This window comes from Tenacibaculum finnmarkense (assembly GCF_900239185.1).
In the GTDB taxonomy this organism is placed as follows: Bacteria; Bacteroidota; Bacteroidia; order Flavobacteriales; family Flavobacteriaceae; genus Polaribacter; species Polaribacter finnmarkensis.
The window spans coordinates 54763-80565 of the sequence record NZ_OENA01000080.1; the positions used below are offsets into that span (position 1 = coordinate 54763).

General features: G+C 30.5%; 18 protein-coding genes, 2 tRNA genes, 1 other RNA gene and 1 pseudogene. 13 read left to right on the forward strand and 9 right to left on the reverse strand.

The window, feature by feature from the left end; translation table 11 throughout:
• Positions 1-47 precede the first annotated feature (47 nt).
• A pseudogene (locus tag AQ1689_RS09690) lies at positions 48-712 on the reverse strand (OmpW/AlkL family protein).
• A 172-nt stretch (positions 713-884) separates the two neighbouring features.
• On the opposite strand from AQ1689_RS09690, the gene smpB reads away from it, so the two are divergent.
• The 5 genes from smpB (at position 885) to AQ1689_RS09715 (ending at position 4618) form a co-directional block, all read left to right on the forward strand.
• Complete coding sequence (gene smpB / locus AQ1689_RS09695) at positions 885-1343, forward strand: SsrA-binding protein SmpB (protein ID WP_180947573.1); 459 nt, start codon at positions 885-887, stop codon at positions 1341-1343.
• An 11-nt stretch (positions 1344-1354) separates the two neighbouring features.
• On the forward strand, positions 1355-2245 hold the full coding sequence (locus tag AQ1689_RS09700; protein ID WP_145993755.1) for a hypothetical protein: 891 nt from the start codon (positions 1355-1357) through the stop codon (positions 2243-2245).
• Between the two features lie 3 nt (positions 2246-2248).
• Positions 2249-2830, forward strand: a complete 582-nt coding sequence (locus tag AQ1689_RS09705; RefSeq protein WP_101955951.1) for a Maf-like protein — start codon at positions 2249-2251, stop codon at positions 2828-2830.
• A gap of 70 nt (positions 2831-2900) precedes the next feature.
• Positions 2901-3851, forward strand: coding sequence for a transketolase family protein (locus AQ1689_RS09710; protein ID WP_101955952.1), 951 nt, complete (start codon positions 2901-2903; stop codon positions 3849-3851).
• 137 nt (positions 3852-3988) lie between these two features.
• Positions 3989-4618, forward strand: coding sequence for a porin family protein (locus AQ1689_RS09715; protein ID WP_101955953.1), 630 nt, complete (start codon positions 3989-3991; stop codon positions 4616-4618).
• 91 nt (positions 4619-4709) lie between these two features.
• Here the strand turns inward: AQ1689_RS09715 and AQ1689_RS09720 are convergent, their stop codons facing one another.
• A complete protein-coding gene (locus AQ1689_RS09720; RefSeq protein ID WP_101955954.1) occupies positions 4710-5585 on the reverse strand; it encodes a peptidylprolyl isomerase in 876 nt (291 codons plus the stop codon).
• A 79-nt stretch (positions 5586-5664) separates the two neighbouring features.
• On the opposite strand from AQ1689_RS09720, the gene AQ1689_RS09725 reads away from it, so the two are divergent.
• On the forward strand, positions 5665-6081 hold the full coding sequence (locus tag AQ1689_RS09725; RefSeq protein WP_101915207.1) for an RNA-binding S4 domain-containing protein: 417 nt from the start codon (positions 5665-5667) through the stop codon (positions 6079-6081).
• 65 nt (positions 6082-6146) lie between these two features.
• On the forward strand, positions 6147-6650 hold the full coding sequence (locus AQ1689_RS09730) for a phosphoribosyltransferase family protein (RefSeq protein WP_101955955.1): 504 nt from the start codon (positions 6147-6149) through the stop codon (positions 6648-6650).
• A 12-nt stretch (positions 6651-6662) separates the two neighbouring features.
• On the opposite strand, the gene AQ1689_RS09735 is transcribed toward AQ1689_RS09730, so the two are convergent.
• Entirely contained in the window at positions 6663-7181 is a 519-nt protein-coding gene (locus tag AQ1689_RS09735) for a shikimate kinase (protein ID WP_101955956.1), read from the reverse strand.
• A 122-nt stretch (positions 7182-7303) separates the two neighbouring features.
• Between AQ1689_RS09735 and AQ1689_RS09740 the strand changes: the two genes are divergently transcribed.
• The 6 genes from AQ1689_RS09740 (at position 7304) to AQ1689_RS09765 (ending at position 16039) form a co-directional block, all read left to right on the forward strand.
• Positions 7304-7376 (forward strand) — tRNA-Lys (locus AQ1689_RS09740).
• A gap of 40 nt (positions 7377-7416) precedes the next feature.
• Positions 7417-7500 (forward strand) — tRNA-Leu (locus AQ1689_RS09745).
• A gap of 154 nt (positions 7501-7654) precedes the next feature.
• Complete coding sequence (locus tag AQ1689_RS09750) at positions 7655-8431, forward strand: carboxypeptidase-like regulatory domain-containing protein (protein WP_083501065.1); 777 nt, start codon at positions 7655-7657, stop codon at positions 8429-8431.
• A gap of 373 nt (positions 8432-8804) precedes the next feature.
• A complete protein-coding gene (gene purL / locus AQ1689_RS09755) occupies positions 8805-12527 on the forward strand; it encodes a phosphoribosylformylglycinamidine synthase (RefSeq protein WP_101955957.1) in 3723 nt (1240 codons plus the stop codon).
• A gap of 704 nt (positions 12528-13231) precedes the next feature.
• Positions 13232-13732 (forward strand): hypothetical protein, encoded by a 501-nt coding sequence (locus AQ1689_RS09760; protein ID WP_101955958.1) that lies wholly within the window; start codon positions 13232-13234, stop codon positions 13730-13732.
• Positions 13733-15622: 1890 nt separating this feature from the next.
• A complete protein-coding gene (locus AQ1689_RS09765) occupies positions 15623-16039 on the forward strand; it encodes a helix-turn-helix domain-containing protein (protein WP_101915203.1) in 417 nt (138 codons plus the stop codon).
• Between the two features lie 55 nt (positions 16040-16094).
• On the opposite strand, the gene fabG is transcribed toward AQ1689_RS09765, so the two are convergent.
• From fabG to rnpB, 6 genes are all read right to left on the reverse strand, one after another.
• On the reverse strand, positions 16095-16841 hold the full coding sequence (fabG, locus tag AQ1689_RS09770) for a 3-oxoacyl-[acyl-carrier-protein] reductase (protein ID WP_058884998.1): 747 nt from the start codon (positions 16839-16841) through the stop codon (positions 16095-16097).
• Between the two features lie 476 nt (positions 16842-17317).
• Entirely contained in the window at positions 17318-19585 is a 2268-nt protein-coding gene (locus AQ1689_RS09775; protein ID WP_101955959.1) for an aconitate hydratase, read from the reverse strand.
• Positions 19586-19936: 351 nt separating this feature from the next.
• Positions 19937-21118 carry a hypothetical protein gene (locus AQ1689_RS09780; protein WP_101955960.1) on the reverse strand — a complete coding sequence of 394 codons (1182 nt, stop codon included), beginning with the start codon at positions 21116-21118 and terminating at the stop codon, positions 19937-19939.
• The gene (gene gapS4a, locus AQ1689_RS09785; protein WP_101955961.1) at positions 21105-22031 is read right to left on the reverse strand and encodes a GapS4a family protein; all 927 of its coding nucleotides are present in this window, start codon (positions 22029-22031) and stop codon (positions 21105-21107) included. Before gapS4a ends, AQ1689_RS09780 begins: the two co-directional genes overlap by 14 nt.
• Positions 22032-22212: 181 nt before the next feature.
• The gene (locus tag AQ1689_RS09790) at positions 22213-24990 is read right to left on the reverse strand and encodes a bifunctional aconitate hydratase 2/2-methylisocitrate dehydratase (RefSeq protein WP_101955962.1); all 2778 of its coding nucleotides are present in this window, start codon (positions 24988-24990) and stop codon (positions 22213-22215) included.
• A gap of 339 nt (positions 24991-25329) precedes the next feature.
• An RNA gene (rnpB, locus tag AQ1689_RS09795) (RNase P RNA component class A) lies at positions 25330-25639 on the reverse strand.
• Positions 25640-25803: the final 164 nt, after the last annotated feature.

A 25803-nucleotide genomic window follows, 5' to 3' on the forward strand; every position in this document is an offset into this window, starting at 1 on the left:
TTGCAATTTTTTTCTCGCTTTATTTTTTTGTTTTGAATGATTTTATATTAAAATCTCATACCAACACCAAAACCTACTAAAATAGGATTGATATCAACATCGGCAGTTACCGTAGCAATTCCTGCATCTACAGTAACATCAGTACTTAAACCGATATATTTTGCATCAAATCAACATTTAAAAACCAAGTGTCGTTTAAATCATAATCGAAACCTAATTGAGCAGCGTATCCGAAGGCGTTATCGTAATCAACAACAGCTCCTGGATTTGCATCGTAAAAAATAGTGTAATTTACCCCTGCTCCTACGTACGGTCTGAATTTATTCAATCCTGTAAAATGATACTGAACCGTTAATGTTGGAAGCAATAACCAAACATCACCTAAATTTACATTCCCTAAGCTTGTTCCTGTTGCTTTAACATCGTGTGGTGTTGTTCCTAGAATTAATTCTGCCGCAATATTTTCGGTAAAAAAATACGTAAAATCTAATTCAGGAATAAAACTTTGTGTAATATCGACATCGCCTCCTATAGTGCTAATAGTTGCCGATTCGTTTGGTAATACACTAACCCATCTGAAACGAGCTTGCCATTTTTTGTCCGTTTTTGTAGTGTTTTTTAAACCCTCCTTTGAACTTTCTTGAGCATTTGCATTATTTACATTGGTAAAAAATAATACTCCTAAAGCAATACTTAAAAAAACTTTTTTCATGATTAATTATTTTAATAATATACCGCAAAACTACCTCATCAAAGAACTATAATAAATGACTAAAATCATAGTTTGCTAAATTTATTTTACACAACAAGCCTAGTACTTGTGCATTGCACTGCTAAAAAAAGCCTAAAAATTATATAGATTATATCGTTATATTTGCATTATTATGCAAAAAAAAATCAACATACAGAATAAAAAGGCTCGTTTTGAATACGAGATAATCGATAAATATACCGCAGGAATTCAGCTTACAGGTACTGAAATTAAATCAATACGACTTAGTAAGGCTCGAATAACCGAAAGCTTTTGTGAATTTAATGAGCAAGGAGAGCTTTTTGTGGTTAATATGTATATCGAAGAATATTCCTTTGGAAATCATTTTAACCATAAAACAACAAGTGAACGTCGTTTATTGTTAAATAAAAACGAATTAAAAAAATTAGCTCGCGAAGTCGAAGCTAAAGGAAATACCATTGTTCCGTTAAAATTATTTATCAATAATAATGGATGGGCAAAATTAGACATCGCTTTAGCTAGAGGAAAAAAGACCCACGATAAACGTCAAGCAATGAAAGACCGTGATAATAAAAAAGATTTAGCGCGTATTAAAAAAGATTTTAATTAAAATGAAGAACTATGATAAGTACATTGCTTAAGGTAATTCGCTGGAAACTGCTTTTATACTTTGCGATTGTATTTTTCTTGTTTAAGTATTGTTTTTTATACGGTTACGGTTTTGAAACAATACTTTCTTTTTTTGATGCTGCTATTTTAACAAGCGCACTACTCTTACTAATAGCCTCTAGTTATTTAGTTGTTTTTTACAAAGGAAAACAACTTGGTAAAGCCAATCTTTTTTTACCTTATTCGAAAAAATACGCTATTATTTTTGGTGTTTTAGGCTTGATTTTAAGCAGCTTTTTATGTTTTAAAATTGAAAGACCGAGTTATAGCTTTTTGTTTTTAATTTTCTTTTCAATAATTATTCGCTATTCTAAAAAAATTATTGAAAAAACATTTATGAGCAACATATCAAGACCTTTTTTACGGTCTTTCTTTGTGTTGTTTGTTTGCTGGTTAGACAGACCTATAAATATTAGCTCAACAACTCAATTAGATTTGTTTTTTAAACTACAAATTATTCTTTCAATATATATTATTAGCGCTTTTTTAACCAATATTGTTAGAGGAATTATTATTGATATCATTAATTACGATCGTAAAAGTAAAAATGAAACCTTGCCTTTTTTATTAGGAAGGAATAGAGCGAAAAAAACAGCGATAATCATCACTATTATTACTTGTTTTAGCTTATTGTTAATTCCTTTTTTATATATTGAAAACCTCTACGTACGCCTACTAATACTTTCTTTAACAGTTTTTTACAGGTTGTTTTTTTATTACTATTTATTAGGCGCATCAACAACATCTAATTACACCTTTTTATTAAAAATACTAAATATTAGTTTTGTGCTTGCATTTTTAAGCATTCCAATTCTATCTTACTATCTTAAATCTTATTTATAAAATATGCTAGCTAGCAAACTATCAAAATACACCGTGATTTTAGCTTCAAAATCACCTAGAAGACAGCAATTAATTAAAGACTTAAACATTCCTTTTATCATCAAGACAAAAGAAGTTGAAGAAATTTATCCGGAGCATTTAAAAGGCACAGAAATTGCTGATTTTTTAGCTGATTTAAAAGCAAAACCCTTTAAAGAGGAACTAACTCAAACCGATCTTTTAATAACTTCGGATACCATTGTTTGGCACAATAATAAAGCGCTGGGAAAGCCAAAAGATTATAATGATGCTTTTAAAATGCTTAAAAACCTGTCTGATAATACACATCAAGTGATTACTTCTATCTGTATTTCAAATAAAAACTTCAAAAAGATATTTAACGACAGCACTACTGTTACCTTTAAAAAATTATCTGATGATGAGGTTCATTACTATATAGAAAATTTCCAACCTTTTGATAAAGCGGGTGCTTACGGCATTCAAGAATGGATTGGTAAAGTAGCAATTACCAAAATTGAAGGCAGTTATTTTAACGTAATGGGCTTTCCTATTCATAAACTTTACAAAGAATTAATAAATTTGTAGTTCTATTGTAGTTCTATTTTTTTTTAAAAGATTATTTTTGGCACGTATTTACAACAACACAACTCAACTGATGAAAAAATATACTTATACTGAAAAAAAAGATACCCGATCTGGGTTTGGTGATGGTTTAACAGAATTAGGAAAAACAAATCCTAATGTAGTTGCCTTATGTGCCGATTTAACAGGGTCTTTAAAAATGGGCGATTTTAAAAATAATCATCCAGAGCGTTTCTTTCAAATAGGAATTGCTGAAGCCAATATGATTGGTATTGCAGCTGGTTTAACGATTGGTGGTAAAATTCCATTTACAGGAACTTTTGCAAACTTTTCAACAGGGCGTGTTTATGACCAAATTCGTCAATCTGTAGCCTATTCTGATAAAAACGTTAAAATTTGTGCTTCACACGCTGGTTTAACTTTAGGTGAAGACGGTGCTACGCATCAAATTTTAGAAGATATCGGATTGATGAAAATGCTTCCTGGTATGACTGTTATCAATACCTGTGATTATAGCCAAACAAAAGCAGCTACCTTAGCAATTGCAGAACACCAAGGACCTGTATATTTACGTTTCGGTCGTCCAAAAGTGCCTGTTTTTATGACTGATGAGCCTTTTATCATTGGTAAAGGAATTCAAATGACCCAAGGAACTGATGTAACTATTGTTGCCACTGGGCATTTAGTTTGGGAAGCTTTACAGGCTGCCGAGCAATTAGAAGCAAAAGGAATTTCTGCGGAAGTAATAAACATTCACACGATTAAACCGTTGGATGAAGAAATTATTTTAAAATCCGTAGCAAAAACAGGATGTATTGTAACTGCTGAAGAGCATAATAAATTTGGAGGTTTAGGTGAAAGCGTTGCACGTTGTTTAGCAACCAACACGCCTACTCCACAAGAATTTGTAGCGGTTAATGATAGTTTTGGTGAATCGGCAACTCCTGATGAATTGATGGAAAAATACGGTTTAAATGATGCAGCTATCGTTAAGGCAGTTGAAAAAGTAATTTCGAGAAAATAATATTTTTTCACACATTTTATAATACATGAAAAGCATCATTTTTTATAAATGATGCTTTTTTTATCTTTATTTCTTATCAAGCAAACAGAAAATTAAATTAATCAATAATAAACACTAACTACTTAAAATTAAAAACAATGAAAAAAATTATCTTAGGAGCACTTCTTTTTATAGGAGCTACACAAATGCAAGGTCAAACGCAATACGGTATAAAAGGAGGGATTAATTACAATTCAGATTCTTTTTCAGATGTTAAAAACGATGTTCTTTCGGGCGGTGAAAGTAAAACAGGTTTTCATGCAGGTGTTTTTTTAAGAGGAAAAATCCCTATTATCGGTTTATTTATTCAGCCAGAATTGGTGTACACTCAGTTAAATAGCGATGTTGTTTTTACACCAGACGCTACATCTTCCTCTATAAAAACATCGTATTCTTTTAGAAAAATTGATGTTCCTGTATTAATTGGTAAAAAATTAGGTGGTGTAGGACGTGTTTTTGCAGGACCTACTTTTCAATATGTTATTGAAGGAGATTTTGATACCGATAAAATTAAAGACGTAAAAGCTGATGGTTTTTCAGTAGGAATGCAATTAGGTGCAGGTCTTGATTTAGGAAAATTTGGTGTTGATGTTCGTTGGGAAAGAGCTTTTTCAGATACCCAAAGTGAATTAATAAAAAATAAAACAGCTGCGAATCCAAACACTACAAATGTTGAATTTGATACCCGTGTAAATCAAATTATTGTAGGTATTTCTTATATGTTTTAATAGATAAGAAAATATTTAAAGCAAAAAAATCCTGAACAAATTGTTCAGGATTTTTTTTATGTTTTAAAGTCTTTTAAGTTTAAAGAAAATATTATCTAATAAATCTATTTAAAAAATCAGGCACAGAAGGTCTTGTAGCATCGCTAAAATTACTCAGCGGATCACCACCTTGCTTATTAACTTCCTCTTTAGTTAATTTCCCATCTCCGTCATCATCATTATCTAAATAATTAGGAACTCTATCGTTATCAGAATCATCATTCCAAGGTTTCCCATCACCGTTTACATCTTCTTTAATAGAAGGCACATTATCTAAATCATGGTCTGTATCTTCTATAATATCATGTAATTTAACCATATAAAGTAAATTTTTATTGGCTAAAGCTCCTGCGTTTCTATAAGATAATCCTGAAGGAACTAAGAAAAAACCTTCACCAGCACCCTCGTATAAATTAGGAGCGTTGTCTTGTTTTTTTAAGACACCTCCTTTAAAATGCGTAAAACCATACAACCAGCCTCTAATGACAACTTTCGAAGCATTTTGATTAGCGTCATACCAAGTTGGTGTTTCTAAATCTTGTTCTTTTACTAATTTGTCTGAGGTAACTAATGAACTTAATCGGTAGGTTGTTAAAACAGAATCAACAACGGTAGTATTTTTCTTGGTTGATATTCCTTGTTTTTTTACGAAATGATAATAGGTGTAATCTAAATCGTATTCATTTACTGTTTCTGTTTTTAATCGACTATCGGTAAATAAGGCTGTTTTTCCTTTAATTAAAGGCTTTATAGAGTCAACATCATCTTTATAATAATGCGTTTTTAAGAATTCAACAAGGGTGTCGCTATCTTTTACTGCTTGCGCCTCATGGTCAAAACGAACAATATTTCTTCCATTATCTGATCCGCAGGAATACAGAAAAATACTAGTTACTGCGAAATAAAAAAGGTGTTTAAATTTTATCATTTAATTCTGAAATTTTAACTTGCAATTTACCATTTTTATACCTTTGTAAAAAACTAAAAGATAAATTTTAACTTTTATTATGAGAATTGATAAATACTTGTGGTGTATCCGCTTTTTTAAAACCCGAAGTATCGCTACTGATACCTGTAAAAAAGGACACGTTAAAATTAATGGTGTCAAATTAAAACCATCAAAAGAAATCTTCGGAAATGAAGAAATAAGCATTCGAAAGAATCAAATAAATTATAAGATAAAAGTCTTAGACATACCTGATAGCCGTGTTGGCGCTAAGTTGGTTGATTTATACCGAAAAGATTTAACGCCAAAAGAAGAATTTGATAAAACTGCTTTATTAAAATATTCAAAAGATTATTATCGAAAAAAAGGCGCAGGAAGACCTACCAAAAAAGACCGAAGAGACATTGACGATTACGGTGATTCTGAAATTGATACCGACAGTAATTTTGAAGAGGATTCTGATCAAAATGACAATTAATCAGGTTAAAATTACCGTAATTTGTAATATCTTTATCTTTTCTTTTTAAATTTTTAAATAAAAAAATGAACGTATCAGACTCTATTATATTAAACAACCTACAAGTTGAACAAAAAATCCGTCGTATTGCCTTTCAAATTTACGAAAGTAATAGCGATGAAAAAGAAATTATCATTGCAGGAATTGCTAATAATGGCTATTTATTTGCTGAAAAAATACACAAAGTATTATCGGAAATATCGCCTTTAAAAATCGAATTATGCAAGGTTTTTATCGATAAAAAAAATCCTATAAAACCAATAACTACCTCTTTATCGGTTGCCGAATATGAAAATAAATCATTGGTTTTAATTGATGATGTTTTAAATTCAGGAACGACTCTAATTTATGCGGTAAAGCATTTTTTAGACGTTCCGTTAAAGCGTTTTAAAACCGCTGTTTTGGTAAACCGAAACCACAAGAAATACCCTGTAAAAGCCGATTTTAAAGGGATTTCTCTTTCAACCTCAACCAAAGAACACGTTGTTGTTGAATTTAAAGACAACCAAACACTAGTTTATTTAACCTAGAATTTAAGTTTATTAATTTACTAAAAGCGCTAATTCAGTAACAATTTCCGTTACTTTTTTAGCGTCAACAGTTAGCAAATGCTTTGCTTGATGATAAAAATAACTTCGTTCAAATAAATGTTTGGCAATAAACTCGTGTAAATCTTCTTCTTTTAGTCGTGCCACTAACGGTCTTTGATTTTTTTCGTTGGTCAATCGCTGTACAATTGTAGCAATACTTGTTTTTAAATAAACAGTCGTTGCGTTTTTATCAGCAATCAGAATATCCATATTACCCGCATAACAAGGCGTGCCACCTCCTAACGATACAACAAAATCTTTTTTTAAGGCTAAAATTTCTTTTAAATAGAAGTGTTCTTGTTTTCGAAAGTAAATTTCTCCTTTCGTTTCAAAAATTTCAGACACCGTCATTTTTTCTTTATCCTCTATATAATGATCTAGGTCAATAAAAGAACTATTCTTTTTTTTAGCCAATAATCGACCAATTGTCGATTTTCCACTTCCCATATACCCTATTAATACTGTTTTCATAATTCTAATAATTAAGCGATTACAAATATTATTAAAAAAATTTGTAAAAAAACCACAAAAAACTTTTTTATATTCAATAAACCGTTGTATATTTGCAACCGCTTAGACAAATAAGCAATAATGACCTGGTAGCTCAGTTGGTAGAGCATCTCCCTTTTAAGGAGAGGGTCCTGGGTTCGAGCCCCAGCCCGGTCACAAAAAAAGCTAAGCATTATGCTTAGCTTTTTTTATTTTAGCACGTATGGCGGAATTGGTAGACGCGCAGGCTTGAGGGGCTTGTATTCGTAAGGATGTGCAAGTTCGACTCTTGTTACGTGCACTTTATAAAAACTGCTTCAAAATTCATTAAACCGAAATTTGAAGCAGTTTTTTGTTTTTATAAGAGGTAAAACTTCCTCCTAAATTACTCTTCTAATTTTTCAATTTCACAGTTTCTTAACTAATTTCATAGCAATAATCCTTATTATTGCAGCATGCAAAAAACATACTTATTTTTTATCGTACTTATATGTATCTCCTTTTCAGGGTATTCTCAGCAATTAAAAGGACAGGTTATTGATGCGAAAACCAAAAAACCGTTAAGCGCTGCGCATATTTTAAATTTAAACGCCGTTGTTGGTACTATTACCAACGAAAAAGGACTTTTTGAAGTAACATCAAAAGCAAACGATACTGTTTTAGTGTCTTTTATCGGCTTCTCTTCTATCAAATTAAAAGTAACTAACGATTTGCTAAAAGGAAACGAAGTGGTTATTTCATTACAAGAAAAACCCGAAGAAATTAAAGAAATTGTTATTAAATCAACAGCATTAATTGGTGTTTTAGAAATAGATGTAAAACAAGTTCCGAAAGATAAATTTACACGAATCCATATCAACGGACTGCCGCAAACCTATGAAATTGGGAAGCCACAAAAAGTAACATCGCCAATCGCAAAATTGTTAAATCCTGTTGATTTAGTCTATAATCTCTTCGGAAGAAAGCCGAAACAACTAAAGAAGTTGCAAAAATTAAAGAAAAAAGATGATTTACGTAAAATGCTTGCAGGCAAATTTGACCGAGAAGTAATGATGGAGTATTTAGAAATGGATAGTCAAGAACTTCATAAGTTACTAAGTAATTGCGAATATTCTGATTATTTTATCAAAAAAGCAAGTGATTTACAGATAATTGAAGCGGTTTTGAATTGCTACGAAAACTACAAAGCACATAAAAAAGGTAAAATTGAAATAAATAGAATACCTGATTAAAACTATTTATAAATTTAGAAATCAATCAAATAAAACAGCAAACATTTCGTTTCGCTGTTTTTTTTTGTGGATGATTTAACTCCTTTGTGTAAAAATTAAAGAAAGATTGAAGAAATATTGAATACCTGCTGCTCTACTTCATCTATTTCAGCATCACACACAGCTAATAAATCGGATATATTAAGACGATAAACTGAAATAAATTCCCTTTGACCGATTCAATTTCTTACATTTCTGTTATAAAACTCTTTTTAGATGAAATTTAAACAGGCGCTTAATTTTATCTGTTTTTTATCTGTTTATTTAATTTGAAAATAAGTAAATTTGTCAATTAAAATTGATTAGAAATAACACAACTTAATACAGCAAAATAATGATTCATTTCTTTGGAAACGTTAGCAGTAAAATATTTACTGTTCAAACAACAAAAGAATTATCTACCGAAACTATTTCAAAACTTACCTGGTTATTTGGAGAACAACCAAAAATAAATGCGACATCATTAGATGTCTTTTTTGTTGGTCCAAGAGCAGCAATGATTACTCCTTGGAGTACCAATGCCGTGGAAATCACTCAAAATATGGGTATTTCTGATATTATCAGAATAGAAGAATTTGACGTTGTTTCTGAAGATTTTTCAGATTTCGACCCAATGATTTCTCAAAAATACAGTGGTTTAGGTCAAGATAGTTTTACAATAGATATTCAGCCAGAACCAATTTTAAATATCGAAGATATTGCCGCTTACAACCAAACAGAAGGTTTAGCTTTAAGCGATGAAGAAGTTGAATACCTAGAAAGCATAGCAACAAAAATAGGAAGAAAGTTAACAGATTCTGAGGTTTTTGGTTTTAGCCAAGTAAATTCAGAACACTGTCGTCATAAAATATTTAACGGAACTTTCGTTATTGATGGCGAAGAAATGCCTACATCTTTATTCAAATTGATAAAAGAAACAGCTAAACAATTTCCTAACGATATTGTTTCTGCATATAAAGATAACGTTGCTTTTATAAAAGGTCCTAAAGTGGAGCAATTTGCTCCTAAAACTGCAGATAAACCTGATTTTTACGAAACAAAAGAATTTGAATCTGTAATTTCATTAAAAGCAGAAACGCACAACTTCCCTACTACTGTAGAGCCTTTTAACGGAGCTGCAACAGGTTCAGGTGGAGAAATTAGAGACAGACTTGCTGGTGGAAAAGGTTCTTTACCTTTAGCAGGAACAGCAGTTTATATGACTTCTTACTCTCGCTTAGAAGCTTCTATAGATTCAGTTAAAAACACAAGATTCTGGGAAAATAAATTTGAAGCTAGAGATTGGTTATACCAAACTCCGATGGATATTTTAATAAAAGCATCTAATGGAGCTTCTGATTTTGGGAATAAATTTGGTCAGCCGTTAATTACAGGTTCTGTATTAACTTTTGAACATGAAGAAAATGCTGCTTCAAGTGATGCTAAACCTAGAAAATTAGGTTTTGATAAAGTAATCATGCAAGCTGGTGGTATTGGATATGCAAAAGCAGATCAAGCATTAAAAGATACGCCTAAAAAAGGAGATAAAATTGTAATTCTTGGTGGTGAAAATTACCGTATTGGAATGGGTGGCGCTGCGGTTTCATCAGCAGATACTGGTGAATTTGCTTCAGGAATTGAATTAAACGCTGTACAGCGTTCGAATCCTGAAATGCAAAAACGTGCTGCTAACGCCGTTCGTGGTATGGTAGAAAGCGATGAAAACTTTATCGTTTCTATTCACGATCACGGGGCTGGTGGACATTTAAACTGTTTATCAGAATTAGTTGAAGATACTGGTGGGAAAATCAATTTAGATAGTTTACCTGTTGGAGATCCTACTTTATCAGCAAAAGAAATTATCGGAAACGAATCTCAAGAAAGAATGGGATTAGTTATCGCTGAAAAACATATTGATACTTTACAGAAAATTGCTGAACGTGAACGTTCTCCAATATATACTGTCGGTGATGTTACTGGTGATGATCGTTTTACTTTTGAATCTGAAACTAAAGGTGATAAACCAATGGATTTAGCTTTAGAAGATATGTTTGGTAGTTCTCCTAAAACTGTTTTAACTGATAAAACAATTGTAAGAAAATACAAGAATTCAAGGTATAAAACCAAGAATTTACCAATCTATTTAAACCAAGTTTTACAGTTAGAAGCTGTAGGATGTAAAGATTGGTTAACCAATAAAGTTGACAGATGTGTTGGTGGTAAAGTAGCTAAACAACAGTGTGTTGGTTCATTACAAATTCCTTTAAATAATGTCGGAGTAATGGCGTTAGATTATAATGGGAAAGAAGGAATTGCAACTTCTATCGGACATTCGCCTATTTCTGGGTTAATTAATCCTGCTGCAGGAAGTAGAAATTCTATTGCAGAATCGTTAACAAATATTATTTGGGCACCTTTAAAAGATAACTTAGCTTCGGTTTCTTTATCGGCAAATTGGATGTGGCCTTGTAAAAATGAAGGTGAAGATGCTCGTTTATATAAAGCAGTAAAAGCTATTTCTGACCTATCTATTGACCTGGGTATCAACGTACCAACAGGAAAGGATTCATTGTCAATGAAACAGAAATATAAGGACGACGAAGTAATTTCACCGGGTACTGTAATTGTCTCAGCAACAGCGAATTGCGATAACATATCTAAAGTAGTAGAACCTGTTTTACAAAAGAACGGAGAAAGCATTTATTACATCAATATTTCGCAAGATTCTTTCAAATTAGGTGGTAGTTCTTTCAATCAAGTATTAAATACTATTGGAAATGAAGCGCCAGATGTTACAAATGCAGCCTTCTTAAAAGATGCTTTTAATACCATTCAAAACTTAATTAAAGCTGATAAAATTTCTGCTGGACACGATGTTGCTTCTGGTGGATTATTAACTACTTTATTAGAAATGTGTTTTGCTGATGTTAACTTAGGAGCTGATTTTGATATCTCTAGCTTAAATGAAGAAGATTCATTAAAAGTATTATTTGCTGAAAATGCAGGAATTGTTTTTCAAGCAGATGCTTCAGTCGAAACTATTTTATCAGAAAATAATATTGAGTTTTTTACCATCGGAACAGCAAATGATTCTGGTAAAGTTACTATCAAAAATAATGAAGACAATTTCTCTTTTGATGTTTCAGAAGTAAGAGATACTTGGTATAAAACTTCGTATTTATTAGATGACAAGCAAACTGCAAATGGTTTGGCTAAAAACAGGTTTGATAATTATAAAAATCAACCTTTAAAATATACGTTCCCTGCTAATTTTACAGGAAAAATTGCAGATGTTTTAGGCGATAATTCATCAGCAGATAAAAAAGACCGACCAAAAGCAGCTATTATTCGTGAAAAGGGTTCTAACTCTGAACGTGAAATGGCAAACGCTATGTATTTAGCTGGTTTCGATGTTAAAGATGTTCACATGACAGATTTAATTTCTGGACGTGAAACTTTAGAAGATATTCAATTTATTGGCGCTGTTGGTGGTTTTTCTAATTCTGATGTTTTAGGTTCGGCGAAAGGTTGGGCTGGAGCATTTTTATATAATGAAAAAGCAAATACGGCTTTAAAGAATTTCTTTAAACGTGAAGACACTTTATCTGTAGGAATTTGTAATGGTGCTCAATTATGGATGGAATTAGATTTAATCAACCCTGATCATAAAGTACATGGTAGATTAGTTCATAATGATTCTAAGAAACATGAAAGCTCATTTACTTCTGTTAAAATTCAAGAGAATAATTCGGTAATGTTATCTTCTTTAGCAGGAACTGAATTAGGTGTTTGGATTTCTCATGGAGAAGGAAAATTTAACTTACCAGAAGCTGAAACTAATTATAGTATTGTAGCTAAATATGGATATGAAGGCTATCCTAATAATCCTAATGGTTCAGATTATAACACCGCAATGTTATGTGACGCTACAGGTCGTCATTTAGTAACAATGCCACATATTGAACGTTCAACTTTTCAATGGAACTGGGCAAACTACCCTGCTGATAGAAAAGACGAAGTTTCACCTTGGTTAGAAGCATTTGTAAATGCTAAAACTTGGATTGAAAATAAGAAATAATACTACTTTTAAAATTATTTTTATTAAAACAGCTTTTGAAATATTCAAAAGCTGTTTTTTTTTGGTCTTTTACAGCGCTACTCTCTTTTAAGAAAATTTAAAATCTACTCAATTATTTTATTAAGTATCAATTTTTTGAATTTGAAGAATTTTTTGAAGCAATTTCCCGCTTTCCGCACTCGCTCTTTTTTGAAAAAATCAAAAAAGGAGCTCAAACAATCGCTTCAATCGGGGCTAGAAATTTGTGCTAAAAAGAAATATTAAGATATCTAAAAAAAATCACTGTTTAAAATTAAAAATTAAATAAAGTGTCAGTTATCGAGTGATTTTTTTCCTTCAAAATTCAAAACAATTCAAATTCTCGATACTATTTTAATTTCTTTTAGTGAGTCATTAAAATCAGAATCATCAAAAATCAAGCTAAAAAACACGGCAAATTAATTAGGATGTAAACCCTGAACTCAATTCAGGATTTACGAACTCGGTTTTTTACTTTCTCTTTTATGAAATCAAAAAAATAAATTATGAAATTCACATTTGAACTAGTAACTACAGCTTAGTATCATTTATTATATAACTATCTAATTATCATTAAAAAAAACTATATTAGCACTGCTATAAAAACAATTATTTTTATAAAAACGTAGTCAGAATAAGCCGAATTAGACTTAAAAATAGAAGTAGGCTAAAGTAATTTAAAAAAAATGAGTGTAATACTAACTAACGATGAAAAAGAAATTAACAAATCAAAATTTACTGCTAATCTAGTCTTATTTTGGTTAAAAGCTGACTATACATTAACAAATAAAAGAATAACTGGTGAAACTCCAAATACTTTTTTAGGATTAATTCCTTTAGGTAAAGCTAAAATATCCCAACCCCTTAAAACAATAGCATCAGTATCTTCTTCGACTAAATTCAAACTTAAAAGATTAATTCTAGCTTTAGTTTTATTTGCCATTGGAAGTAATATGGGAGATTCTGCTGATCAAATAACAGCAGCAGGAGCTGAACCAGCAGGCATAGGCTTTGTAGGTGCTATATTTATTTTATTCGGGATTATTAATATTTTAAACTGCTATACAGCTACATTTTCAATCACTAATAATTCAGGGCAAAATACAGGTTATGAAATTTCAATACTTGAGAAAGGAAAAGTAGAAAATTTCGTTAACAAAATAAACAATCAAATAGCGGACTTATAAACTTTAATTTTTAATTAAAATAAAAAAAAGCGATATATTTCTCATGAAAGTATATCGCTTTTTTACATCAATAATTTCAGGTAGTAAATCACATTAAAATTTCAAAGAATGATATAATAAAAACTCCTCTAATTATTTTTCAGGTTCACTTTTTTAATAAATTTATTATATCCTCTCCATTTCTTAATAAAGAAAATCTAATAGCTTGTTTAAATTTCATTTGAAAAAAATATCACAGAAAATAAGAAAAATCAACTCTTTTATATAAAGTACTACAGTAAAATTGATAAACTTGTTAGCTGGAGCTTTTTTTTAGCATCAATAAAAACAATTAAAATCAACAAAATTCGAAAGGATTTGAAAAGAATGAAAAGCTATTAATCATTTGATGTTTTTAACGATCAAGTCCATTATAATTTAATTGTTGTTCGGTTATTTTACTATTACTCTTTTAAATACTAAAATAAAACAATGGGATAAAACAAGAGGGACTATCTTATTTAAGTTTACTTTTTAATATTTCATTTTAAATCGCAAATACACACCATGTTACAAATGTAATTAAAGGTAACGCACTGGGTAGGTAAGTAATATTAATTACATAAGTAAACTATCACTAACCACTACCTCCTTTATACGCAATAAACATTCGTTACACTTATAAAGACTCTTTAAGTATTATGTAATTTCACTTATGTAATCCGTATTAAATAACTGCACAGTAGCTGATTAACTTACATCTACGTATCTAGCTTTTCTTTTGAGAGTCTTAAGGTTTTATTACACCCTTACTATTGATTGAATACATTTGTAAAACAAATAAGGCAGAACTACATCATTACAATTGTAACATTACACCTGCCGCGGTAAGGAAACTCATTTATTTACAAAAGTAATCACGCTTTAAACCTATTAAGATTGGTTGGATGATGTAACTCAGAAACTCAGAATCATCTCTCCAGATTCTGAGTCGCTACTCCTCTATTTAATGAACTTATCACAAAATTTTCATTCTTCATGGATTCCCTCTTCACATATTTAAAAGTTGTTTTTAAAGCCAAAGAACATCAATATTTATTTCAGTTTCGTTTCTGGGTTTTCCGTAATTTCATTTACCTTAATCTTATTATATCCAAAATAAATTTAGCGTAGCCAAAAAAAACTGATCTTTATTTAAATAGAACACCTCTCTACAAGTTGCTATAAATTATAACATCCCTCCTATTTTAATAAATAATACAGGATGCTTTTCTTAAAGCCGTTTAAAATTAAAAAACTGACTCGAATGATTTTTTTCCTTCAAAATATTTTTAGTCATTTAAAATCACTCAAATTGACGACAAGAATCATCAAAAAAAGGGAATACGACAATAGGGTTCGAACTCGAAATAAATTCAGGTTAACGGGCGATTTCTTTTAGATAGCGTGCCCGCCTGCCTATTAAAAAATTATAGAGAGAACTTCTTTAGGTTCAGAACAGATAATCTATAAAATTGTTCGTGGTAAATTAAGATGTCAAACTAGTAGTTAGTTAGTTTTAGCTCTTACAGATGTTACTTAAAAAGAGATAGCTTCTTCTTTTCCAACAGATTTATAATTCGAAACTTTTTATAAGTTACAATTAGCATAAATTACTCTAATTGTGTTTTGTAATAACCATTTTTAAACACTTTTTATTAATAATACTCACTAAAACAGCGAAAAAACAAAGAATTAAAGCTATAACATTTTCTTATATAAAAACCAGAAACTACTTATTTACAAAACTTTAGAGAGTATAATCTCTAGTATAAGATTACATTTAGTAAAAATATAGATAAAAGTTGTTTTTATATTTACATATGTATATCTTTGACTCTTTAAAAAATAACTTACAAATGTAACTCAATTATGGATATACTTATCAGATTAAAAAAAATACTTTCGTATTACAATTTAACATCGTCAACTTTTGCAGATACTATAGAGGTACAACGCTCTAGTATATCTCATCTTCTATCTGGTAGAAATAAACCTAGTTTAGATTTCGTTATGAAAACGGTTAATAAATTTCCTGAAGTAGACTTATATTGGTTTTTATATGGCGAAGGAGAATTTCCTAAAAAAGAAAAAGTTGTTATAGCAGAAGAAATTAAAGAAGAAATCACAGAAAATAAAGAGGAAACAAAACCTACTCTACTCTCTGCAGATGAAAATTTAATAAAAAAAGTTGATTTAGAAATGAAGACACCTAATATCGGTGATAAAAAATTAGTGAAAATTATACTGCTGTATAACGATGGTAGTTTTAATGAATTTAATCAGTAAAAAAAAAGCGTAGCAATTTAAAATTGCTACGCTTTTTTTTATGGTACTAAATATTTTATGTTAACATACCTCCATCAACCGATAATGTTTGCCCTGTAATATACGCACTCATATCCGAAGCTAAAAATACACAAGCGTTTGCAATATCTTTTGGAGTACCTCCTCTTTTTAAAGGAATATCATTACGCCAAGCATCTACTACTTTTTCATCTAATTTTGCTGTCATTTCAGTTTCAATAAAACCAGGAGCAACTACGTTACTTCTAATATTTCTTGATCCTAACTCTAAAGCTACCGATTTAGAAAAACCTAAAATCCCTGCTTTTGAAGCTGCATAATTTGCTTGACCCGCATTTCCTTTTAATCCAACTACTGAACTCATATTAATAATTGAGCCCGCTCGTTGTTTCATCATTGGTCTAATAACAGCTTTTGTTAAATTAAAAACAGATTTTAAATTAACTTCAATAACCTTATCAAAATCAGTTTCTGAAATACGCATCAATAAATTGTCTTTGGTAATACCCGCATTATTTACAAGTACATCAATTGTTTTAAATTCCTCTAAAACATTTTTTGCTAATTCTTGAGCTGCATCAAAATCAGCTGCGTTAGATTGATATCCTTTTGCTTTTACACCTAAAGTTGTTAATTCATTTTCCAAAGCTGTTGCTGCTTCAACCGATGAACTATAAGTAAACGCAATATTACATCCTTGGTTTGCAAATTCTAATGCAATACCCCTACCGATTCCTCTAGTAGCTCCTGTAATAATTGCTGTTTTATCTTTTAAAAGTTTCATGTATTCGTTTTTTTAAAAAGTAAATATAAAAATAAAACTCAATTAAATAATATTGTTTATTATAATTTAATGCTATTTTACATTTTTTATCATTTTAAGATTCTTCTTTTAATAAAATTAATAAAAGCTTACACCTAAAAATAATTATTAGTAATCATATTGTGTAAAAGGTAATTTAGTTATAGGCTAAAAAACCACTAAACATAATGACTGATTCTACAAAAAGGTACTATAGTTATAGGCTATAATACGCTAGTTGAATTACAAATATAGTTTTTTTGGTTTTATTATATTTAATTTAAGGTTTTAATTTATCGTTAAAAATACAAAATTAAAAATGATAAAAAATAGTACTTATCCCCTATTTAAATTCTTATGCGATAGCGAAATAAAATCAGCATAAAATATAAACAAGCTCTAAAACAAAAAAACTCCAGATTTTCATCTAGAGTTTTATATATGTGATTAAAAAAAAATTAAGCATTTTCTTTTTTAATTAAATTCAAGGCAGAACCTTCATTATACCATGCAATCTGTCCTTTATTATAGGTATGATTTACTTTAATAATATCTTTAGAATTATCAGCATGAACAATTTCAATCGTTAATTGTTTTGCTGGAGTAAATTCATTTAAATCAATAAAATTAAATGTATCATCTTCTTGAATTAAATCATAATCAGATTCTTCTGAAAAAGTCAATCCTAACATTCCTTGTTTTTTCAAATTCGTTTCATGAATACGTGCAAACGATTTTACAATAACCGCTGCAACTCCTAAATGACGAGGCTCCATCGCGGCATGTTCTCTTGACGAACCCTCTCCATAATTATGATCACCAACAACAATTGTTTTTACATCCGCCGCTTTATATTTACGAGCAACATCTGGCACAGCACCAAACTGCCCATCTAATTGATTTTTTATAAAATTCGTCTTTTTTCCAAAAGCATTTACAGCACCAATTAAACAATTATTTGAAATATTATCTAAATGACCTCTATAGCGCAACCAAGGACCCGCCATCGAAATATGATCGGTAGTACATTTTCCAAAGGCTTTAATTAATAATTTTGCACCCGTAATATTATTACCCAACGGAGTAAAAGGTGTTAATAATTCTAAACGGTTAGATTTTGGATTTACTTTAATTTCAATATTACTTCCATCTTCTGTTGGCGCTAAATATCCATCATCTTTTACCTCAAAACCTTTTGGCGGCAACTCCCAGCCAGTTGGTTCATCAAGCATTACCTCTTCACCATTTTCATTAATTAAAAAATCTGTTATCGGATTAAAATCTAAACGCCCCGCAATAGTAATTGCCGCAACCATTTCTGGCGAAGCAACAAAAGCGTGGGTATTTGGGTTTCCATCGGCACGTTTTGCAAAGTTTCTATTAAACGAATGAATGATTGAATTTTTCGGCGCATTTTTTGGATCTTCATACCGAGCCCATTGCCCGATACACGGACCACAAGCATTGGTAAAAATAGTCGCATCTAGCTTTTCAAAAATTCCTAAAATCCCATCTCTATCTGCGGTATATCTTACTTTTTCAGAACCAGGATTAATTCCAAAATCAGCTTTTGTTTTCAAACCTTTATCAATCGCTTGCTGTGCAATTGACGAAGCTCTTGATAAATCTTCATAAGAAGAATTTGTACAAGAACCGATTAATCCCCATTCAACTTTTAAAGGCCACTGATTTTCAGTTGCTTTCTCGGTCATCTCACCACCAATTTTTGTAGATAAATCTGGTGTAAAAGGACCATTAATTAAAGGACCTAATTCCGATAAATTAATTTCAATAACCTGATCAAAATATTTCTCAGGGTTTTCATACACTTGCGGATCACCCGTTAAATGTTCTTTCACTAAATTCGCCGCATCGGCAACATCACCTCTATCGGTAGCACGCAAATAACGCTCCATCGATTTATCATAACCAAAAGTAGAAGTTGTAGCACCTATTTCGGCACCCATATTACAAATTGTTCCCTTACCAGTACATGACATTCCAATAGCACCTTCGCCAAAATATTCAACAATTGCCCCTGTTCCTCCTTTTGCCGAAACAATACCAGCAACTTTTAAAATTACATCTTTTGGTGCTGTCCAACCAGATAATTTACCTGTTAATTTCACACCAATTAATTTCGGAAATTTCAATTCCCAAGGCATTCCCGCCATAACATCTACGGCATCGGCACCCCCAACACCAATAGCAACCATCCCTAGTCCACCCGCGTTAACGGTATGCGAATCAGTACCAATCATCATTCCACCAGGAAAGGCATAATTTTCTAAAACCACCTGATGAATAATTCCGGCACCAGGTTTCCAAAAACCGATACCATATTTATTAGATACCGATTCTAAGAAATTAAAAACCTCATTTGAATTATTTAAAGCCGCTTGCAAATCAGAAGAAGCACCATTTTTTGCTTGAATTAAATGATCACAATGCACCGTTGTCGGAACAGCCACTTGTTTTTTACCCGCTTGCATAAATTGCAACAAAGCCATTTGTGCCGTAGCATCCTGACAGGCAATTCTATCGGGCGCAAAATCGACATAATCTGTTCCTCTTTTAAAAGGAGTCGTTGCTTTTTCGTCCCACAAATGCGTATATAAAATTTTCTCAGAAAGTGTTAAAGGCTTGTTTGTTAATTTTCGAGCTAATTTTACACGTTCCTCTAATTTACCGTAAACGGCTTTAATCATATCAATATCAAATGCCATAAGATTGTTATTATATTAAGTACTTAAAAAGTACAAAATATATTTCGACTACAAAAAAATACAGATCAATATAGAATCATTATAAAAAAGAAACCATCAATATTAAGTATATCATAATCAGTTATTTGGATATTAATTTGAAGCAATTTCCCGCTTTCCGCACTCGCTTTTTTTTGAAGAAAAATCAAAAAAAGAGCTCAAACAAAGCGTCAATCAGGGCTAGGCATTTTTACTCATTAACAAAATAAGTAACTTTAGTTTTAAATTTAGATTTTAACAGAATTAAAGATTAGTACAAGTATTTTTACTTCTATCTTCAAACAATTAAAAACTCTCTTTATTTTACATCAATTACATTTCTATTAAATATTGACCTTTTAAATCTTTATCAGAAACATCAACCTTCTCTTCTTTTTTAAATTGTTCAAAAAGATTATGTTTTTCTCTCTGAAACTCTTTTAATATATCACGTTTAAGTTTTATTCTTGAGATGTGTGAAAATTCTTTTTCTAATTCAATTTTTGATATTTTAGTTTGAAATTCAATACTTTTTTGTTTTACATAATATTTTGGAAATCCAAATTGTATAAAACAAATTCCTTTAGCATCAGCATAATTGAATTGATACTCTGCTTCCATTTCTCCAAAAATTAAAATTCCAGATTTTCCAAGACTTATAATATCTGTTTGTTCAATATTTTTTCCTTGGAATGCTGTTAGTTTTATTTTACCAATATTTCCTTTAAGCCATTTAAATTTTGATGGAAATATTCCTTTTTCATTAATCCCGATTTCCATATCTACAATTCGATTAAACTTAATTGAAGAATATTCACTCTGAGTGAAACTAAACAAATACTCGAAAACATATTTACTATTTTTAAAATCTGTAGATAAAATTTTTTGAATCTTTTTATCTTTTAAAACGTTAATTAATTGTAGTTTACGATGTACTAAATCTTGAATTTTATTAACTAAAACTTTTGTTTCTTTTACTGTTGATTCAATTGTATATTTAATAATATTATTTTCCTTAGTTTTTTCGATAATTAATTTCCATGGATGTAAAGTTGTCATTGAAAACACATCTTTCGTCCAATCATTTCGTTTAATTTCTCCTTCAATTAAAATTTGATTCGACTTATGATCAAACCTAATATTCAAACTATTTATTTGATAAGTTGAGTCATCAGGAAGTAATTCATAAATACTTTTTTGTAAATCATTTTCATCTATTGTATCAACTAAATTTTTATTTACCCCAATCCATTCTGCTTGAGAACTAAATCTATTAATATTACTTTCTTTATTTGATTGTTTATTTCTTAATATATTAAATTCCTTTGGACTTAAAAGTATACTCGAAATAATGGGTACTAAATCTTCTCTTTTATTTTTTTTATTAAAAACACCTCTTTTTTGAAGAAGAAATTTTAAGTCAGAATCACTTAAATTACTTGCACTAACAAGAGGTCTTATTCCTTCTCCATGAGGTAACAACGATTTAATTTTAATATCACTATTTGAATTCAATATTTCTAAAATTTAAATTAAACGAACTTATAGTTATTTTTTTTATGAATTTGAAATCCAAAAATTCCAATTTAACCTCTTCTACTTTATCCCCATGTCTATCTCCATTATAATCAGGGAATAATATATAAATTTTCTTAGCCCAACTATCTGTTAATGCTTGTGAAAGGCTAATTAATTTTCTCAAATAATCTTCTTCAAATAAATCTATTGTTGTTATAACTAAATATTCATCATCATCATTTTCTACTTTAATAGGAATAATACTTGTATTTATATATTGAACTGGTAAAATAGGACTACTTGATTTTCGATGTCCTGCAGTAATATTATACCCAGTTCTTGGATGAAAAAACTCAATATTAGAATTTTTAAATTTATCTTTAACAAAATTAATTGAGTTAAATAAAAAACCTGCTCTATTATTATCAACTAAATATATTGATTCAAATTCTAAATTATCATCAATATTAAAATCACCTAATTTTTCAATTACATCATTATAATCACTTTTATTGTCTAGCCAAAAAATCACACCATTTACTTTATTTCTAAAATTTGACCTTGTATTTTTTAATCTATATTTCAAACTTGATTTTTCATAACATTTTGAAGCAAATGCGATATCTTCTAAATGTGATTTAAATTTTGAAGTAGGATTTGAAGGATAGGAATCATTATATTTTGATGAAATTAAAATATGCATTTGAGTTTCTGAAATCAAAGGACATTGATAATTAAAAACAAAATCTACTCCATGATTTTTTCTGTTTGAATTAGAAATCTTATGCTCTTTTGGATTTGAACACTCTATGTCCCTTCCTGTTATTATAGAATCCCAACCAATCAACTCTAATAATTTAGTAACAACATCCTCTCCAAATTCACCTCTTTTTTTTGAAACTTCTCCCATTTTAATTTTTGATTCTTTTTTTAAGCTCTTTTAGATTTTCTTTTCTCTTTTACCAAATTTAGTAAATTTTTACTAGTTTTAAACATCTATTAATTTAGAAGCACAAAAAAACCAATGAAGCGAACTTCATTGGTTTTGATAACTATTATATTAAAATGATTTTTATAAAATCATCCTGTAATTATTTCACTAATAATTTATGAGAAGGCTTAAACATTGTTAAGTTAATACCTTTTACCGCTGCAACGTATTCTTCAATCGAAGGAGTTCTTCCTAATATTGTAGATAAAACAACAACTGGTGTTGATGAAAGTAACGATTCTCCTTTTTTCTCATCAGAATCTTTAACAACTCTTCCTTGAAAAAGACGTGTAGATGTTGCCATTACAGTATCACCAACCGATGCTTTTTCTTGATTCCCCATACAAAGGTTACAACCAGGACGCTCTAAATATAACATGTTTTCGTATTTTGTACGTGCCGATCCTTTAGGGTCATTATCGTCAAATTCGAAACCAGAATATTTTTGTAAAACTGCCCAATCACCTTCTGCTTTTAATTCATCTACAATATTATAAGTAGGTGGTGCAACAACTAAAGGAGCTTTAAATTCAACTTTACCGTTTTGCTCTTCAATGTTTTTAAGCATTTGAGCCAAAATTTTCATATCACCTTTATGAACCATACACGATCCAATAAATCCTAAATCTACTTTTTTATCTCCTCCGTAAAAAGAAAGTGGTCTAATAGTATCATGTGTATAACGTTTAGAAACATCGTCATTATATACATCAGGATCTGCAATCATTGGCTCATTGATAAGATCTAAATCTACTTCAAATTCTGCGAAATAATTTGCATTTGCATCAGGAGTTAATGCTGGCTTATCACCAGATTTAATTTCTGAAATTCTTTTATCAGCAATATCAATCAATCCTTGAAGAACCTGTTTTTGGTTGTCCATTTTCTTGTCGATCATAATCTGAATTCTACCTTTCGCAATCTCTAAAGATTCGATTAAAGTAGCATCTTCAGAAATACAGATAGAAGCTTTTGCTTTCATTTCTGCAGTCCAATCTGTAAAAGTAAATGCTTGATCGGCAGTAAGAGTTCCTATATGAACCTCAATAATTTTCCCTTGAAAAACATTTTCACCATCAAATTTATCAAGCATTTGAGATTGCGTTGCATGAACAACATCACGAAAATCCATATAGCTTTTCATCTCTCCTTTAAAGGTAACTTTTACCGATTGAGGAATTGGCATAGACGCCTCACCTGTAGCAAGTGCCAAGGCAACTGTTCCTGAATCTGCACCAAAAGCAACACCTTTTGACATTCTTGTATGAGAATCTCCACCGATAATTATTGCCCAATCATCCACAGTAAGATCGTTTAAAACCTTGTGAATTACATCGGTCATTGGCTTGTATTTATTCTGAGGATCTCTTGCGGTGATTAAACCAAAATCATTCATAAACTTCATCAGTCTAGGAATATTTGCTTTTGATTTATCGTCCCAAACTGAAGCCGTATGACAACCCGATTGGTATCCACCATCAACAATAGGAGAAATTACAGTTGCTGCCATCATCTCTAATTCTTGAGAAGTCATAAGTCCTGTAGTATCTTGCGAACCTACAATATTTACTTCAACACGAACATCAGAACCAGCGTGTAAAACTTTACCTGGTGTTGTACCAACCGCATTTTTATTAAATATTTTTTCAACGGCAGTTAACCCCTGTCCTTCAATTGAAATTTCTTTTGATGAAGCAAATACAGGAATAATATCAGTACCTAATACTTTTGAAGCAAAGGCTTGTAATTTTTTACCAAATACAACAGCGTAAGATCCTCCAGCTTTTATAAACTCGGCTTTTTGAGGAGTTAATGAAGCTGAAATGTCCATTAATTCTTGCGTACCGTTGTATAATTTTTTTTCTTTAGTATTTACAGTAAGTACAGTACCTGTAGCTACAGAATATGCTTCTTTTAAAATAGGTTCTCCATCAGCATCTCTAACAGTATTACCTGCTTCATCCTTTTGTTTAACCCAGTTTTTAAGATCAATACCAATACCTCCAGTTACTCCAACGGTTGTTAAAAAAATTGGAGAAATTCCGTTTGTACCTGCAATAATTGGCGCTATATTTATAAAAGGAACATAAGGGCTCGATTTTATACCTGTCCATAAAGCCACGTTATTTACACCTGACATTCTAGATGAACCAACTCCCATTGTACCTTTATCGGCAATTAACATCACTCTTTTGTCAGGGTGTTGTTTTTGTAAAGCAATCAGTTCGTTTTGTTGCTCTTTATTATGTTCGAACAAACATTGACCATGTAATTCACGGTCAGAACGAGAATGTGCATCACCTCCTGGCGAAAGTAAATCAGTAGAAATATCTCCGATACCTGCTACAAAAGTTACAATTTCAATTTCCTCTTCAATTTCAGGAAGCTTTGTGAAAAATTCTGCTTTGGCATAACTTTCTATAAGTTCTTTAGCGATGTCATTTCCACTTTTGAAAGCATTTTCTAAACGCTCCATATCTGCTTCGTAAAGAAAAACTTGTGTTTTTAAAACGTCACTTGCTTGTTTTGCTAAAGAAGTATCATTTCCTAAAGCAATATCTAACAATACTTTTATTGAAGGACCTCCCTTCATGTGTGATAACTGTTCAAAAGCAAAGGCAGGTGTAATTTCTTTAAGTGTAGTTTCACCTAAAATAATTTCCTTTAAAAATTTTGATTTTACTACAGCAGCACTAGTTGTTCCTGGTAATACATTATAGATAAAAAAGTTTATAGAATCTTGTCTATACTCATTTTTTACATCTTTAATTTGTGTAATGATTTCGCTTAGTAATTCAGCACCATCAATTGGTTTAGGATGAAGTCCTTGAGTTTTACGAACTTCAATTTCCTTTATATAATCTTTATAAATATTCATAAAAGATTTGTTTTTAATGTTAATGGATTACTGCTAAATCATCTAATTGTTTTTATACTTTTTCAGATTTACAATAAATTCCTTTGACGATATCAATGTCAAAGCCCATATATTTCAGTTAATTTTTGCCACACAAAAGTACTATTTTTAACTCAATTTTAAAAGATAAACAATAAAATGGCTTAATTAGTAATTAAAGTATAATTTTTTATTAAAAAAAACAATATATTATAAATATAAGTAGCGTCAAATGTTAATTTATTATCAAATTAGCAATTTGATCTAATTTAAAAACCCTTAAAACAATGGTTGTTTTAAGGGTTTTTAAGTATTAAAAGTTAAAAAAGCAGACCGTTAAGCTGGATTCTGTTCCTTATAAATAAGGCTCTTATCATTTATCTAGTTTTACAATTACTCATAAAATCAATCTGCCTACCCCTTAGAATCGCGCGAGTAGCGCTCGAGCTCTAATGTACATGACATTGCACCGTATAGAGTTTACCTGGTTTCACTACAGCATTACCTGTACATACTTTCTGCTGCACTTGTCCTCGACTTACGTCGGACGGTTGCTATCCGCTATACTACTCTGTGGTGTCCAGACTTTCCTACTTATACTAAATATAAGTCGATAAGATTGGTCTGCTTAAATTTTTTATAAAATTCACTTCTTTCATAAAAAAACCCACTCAATAAATTGAGTGGGAAAATTGCTATGAAAAAGTGTCTATAACGTCTTATAGACACTGCAAATATATAACTCTTTTTAAGAACTCACAACATTTTTTACCAAAAAGATGTATTATTTTAATT

What these genes read in the sequence shown, in the direction of transcription:
- fabG (WP_058884998.1), bottom strand. Translation starts at nt 16,841, where the DNA reads ATGAAACTTTTAAAAGATAAAACAGCAATTATTACAGGAGCTACTAGA.
- AQ1689_RS09760 (WP_101955958.1), top strand. Translation starts at nt 13,232, where the DNA reads ATGAGTGTAATACTAACTAACGATGAAAAAGAAATTAACAAATCAAAA.
- AQ1689_RS09775 (WP_101955959.1), bottom strand. Translation starts at nt 19,585, where the DNA reads ATGGCATTTGATATTGATATGATTAAAGCCGTTTACGGTAAATTAGAG.
- smpB (WP_180947573.1), top strand. Translation starts at nt 885, where the DNA reads ATGCAAAAAAAAATCAACATACAGAATAAAAAGGCTCGTTTTGAATAC.
- AQ1689_RS09705 (WP_101955951.1), top strand. Translation starts at nt 2,249, where the DNA reads ATGCTAGCTAGCAAACTATCAAAATACACCGTGATTTTAGCTTCAAAA.
- purL (WP_101955957.1), top strand. Translation starts at nt 8,805, where the DNA reads ATGATTCATTTCTTTGGAAACGTTAGCAGTAAAATATTTACTGTTCAA.
- gapS4a (WP_101955961.1), bottom strand. Translation starts at nt 22,031, where the DNA reads ATGGGAGAAGTTTCAAAAAAAAGAGGTGAATTTGGAGAGGATGTTGTT.
- AQ1689_RS09715 (WP_101955953.1), top strand. Translation starts at nt 3,989, where the DNA reads ATGAAAAAAATTATCTTAGGAGCACTTCTTTTTATAGGAGCTACACAA.
- AQ1689_RS09735 (WP_101955956.1), bottom strand. Translation starts at nt 7,181, where the DNA reads ATGAAAACAGTATTAATAGGGTATATGGGAAGTGGAAAATCGACAATT.
- AQ1689_RS09700 (WP_145993755.1), top strand. Translation starts at nt 1,355, where the DNA reads ATGATAAGTACATTGCTTAAGGTAATTCGCTGGAAACTGCTTTTATAC.
- AQ1689_RS09725 (WP_101915207.1), top strand. Translation starts at nt 5,665, where the DNA reads ATGAGAATTGATAAATACTTGTGGTGTATCCGCTTTTTTAAAACCCGA.
- AQ1689_RS09710 (WP_101955952.1), top strand. Translation starts at nt 2,901, where the DNA reads ATGAAAAAATATACTTATACTGAAAAAAAAGATACCCGATCTGGGTTT.
- AQ1689_RS09720 (WP_101955954.1), bottom strand. Translation starts at nt 5,585, where the DNA reads ATGATAAAATTTAAACACCTTTTTTATTTCGCAGTAACTAGTATTTTT.
- AQ1689_RS09750 (WP_083501065.1), top strand. Translation starts at nt 7,655, where the DNA reads ATGCAAAAAACATACTTATTTTTTATCGTACTTATATGTATCTCCTTT.
- AQ1689_RS09765 (WP_101915203.1), top strand. Translation starts at nt 15,623, where the DNA reads ATGGATATACTTATCAGATTAAAAAAAATACTTTCGTATTACAATTTA.
- AQ1689_RS09790 (WP_101955962.1), bottom strand. Translation starts at nt 24,990, where the DNA reads ATGAATATTTATAAAGATTATATAAAGGAAATTGAAGTTCGTAAAACT.
- AQ1689_RS09730 (WP_101955955.1), top strand. Translation starts at nt 6,147, where the DNA reads ATGAACGTATCAGACTCTATTATATTAAACAACCTACAAGTTGAACAA.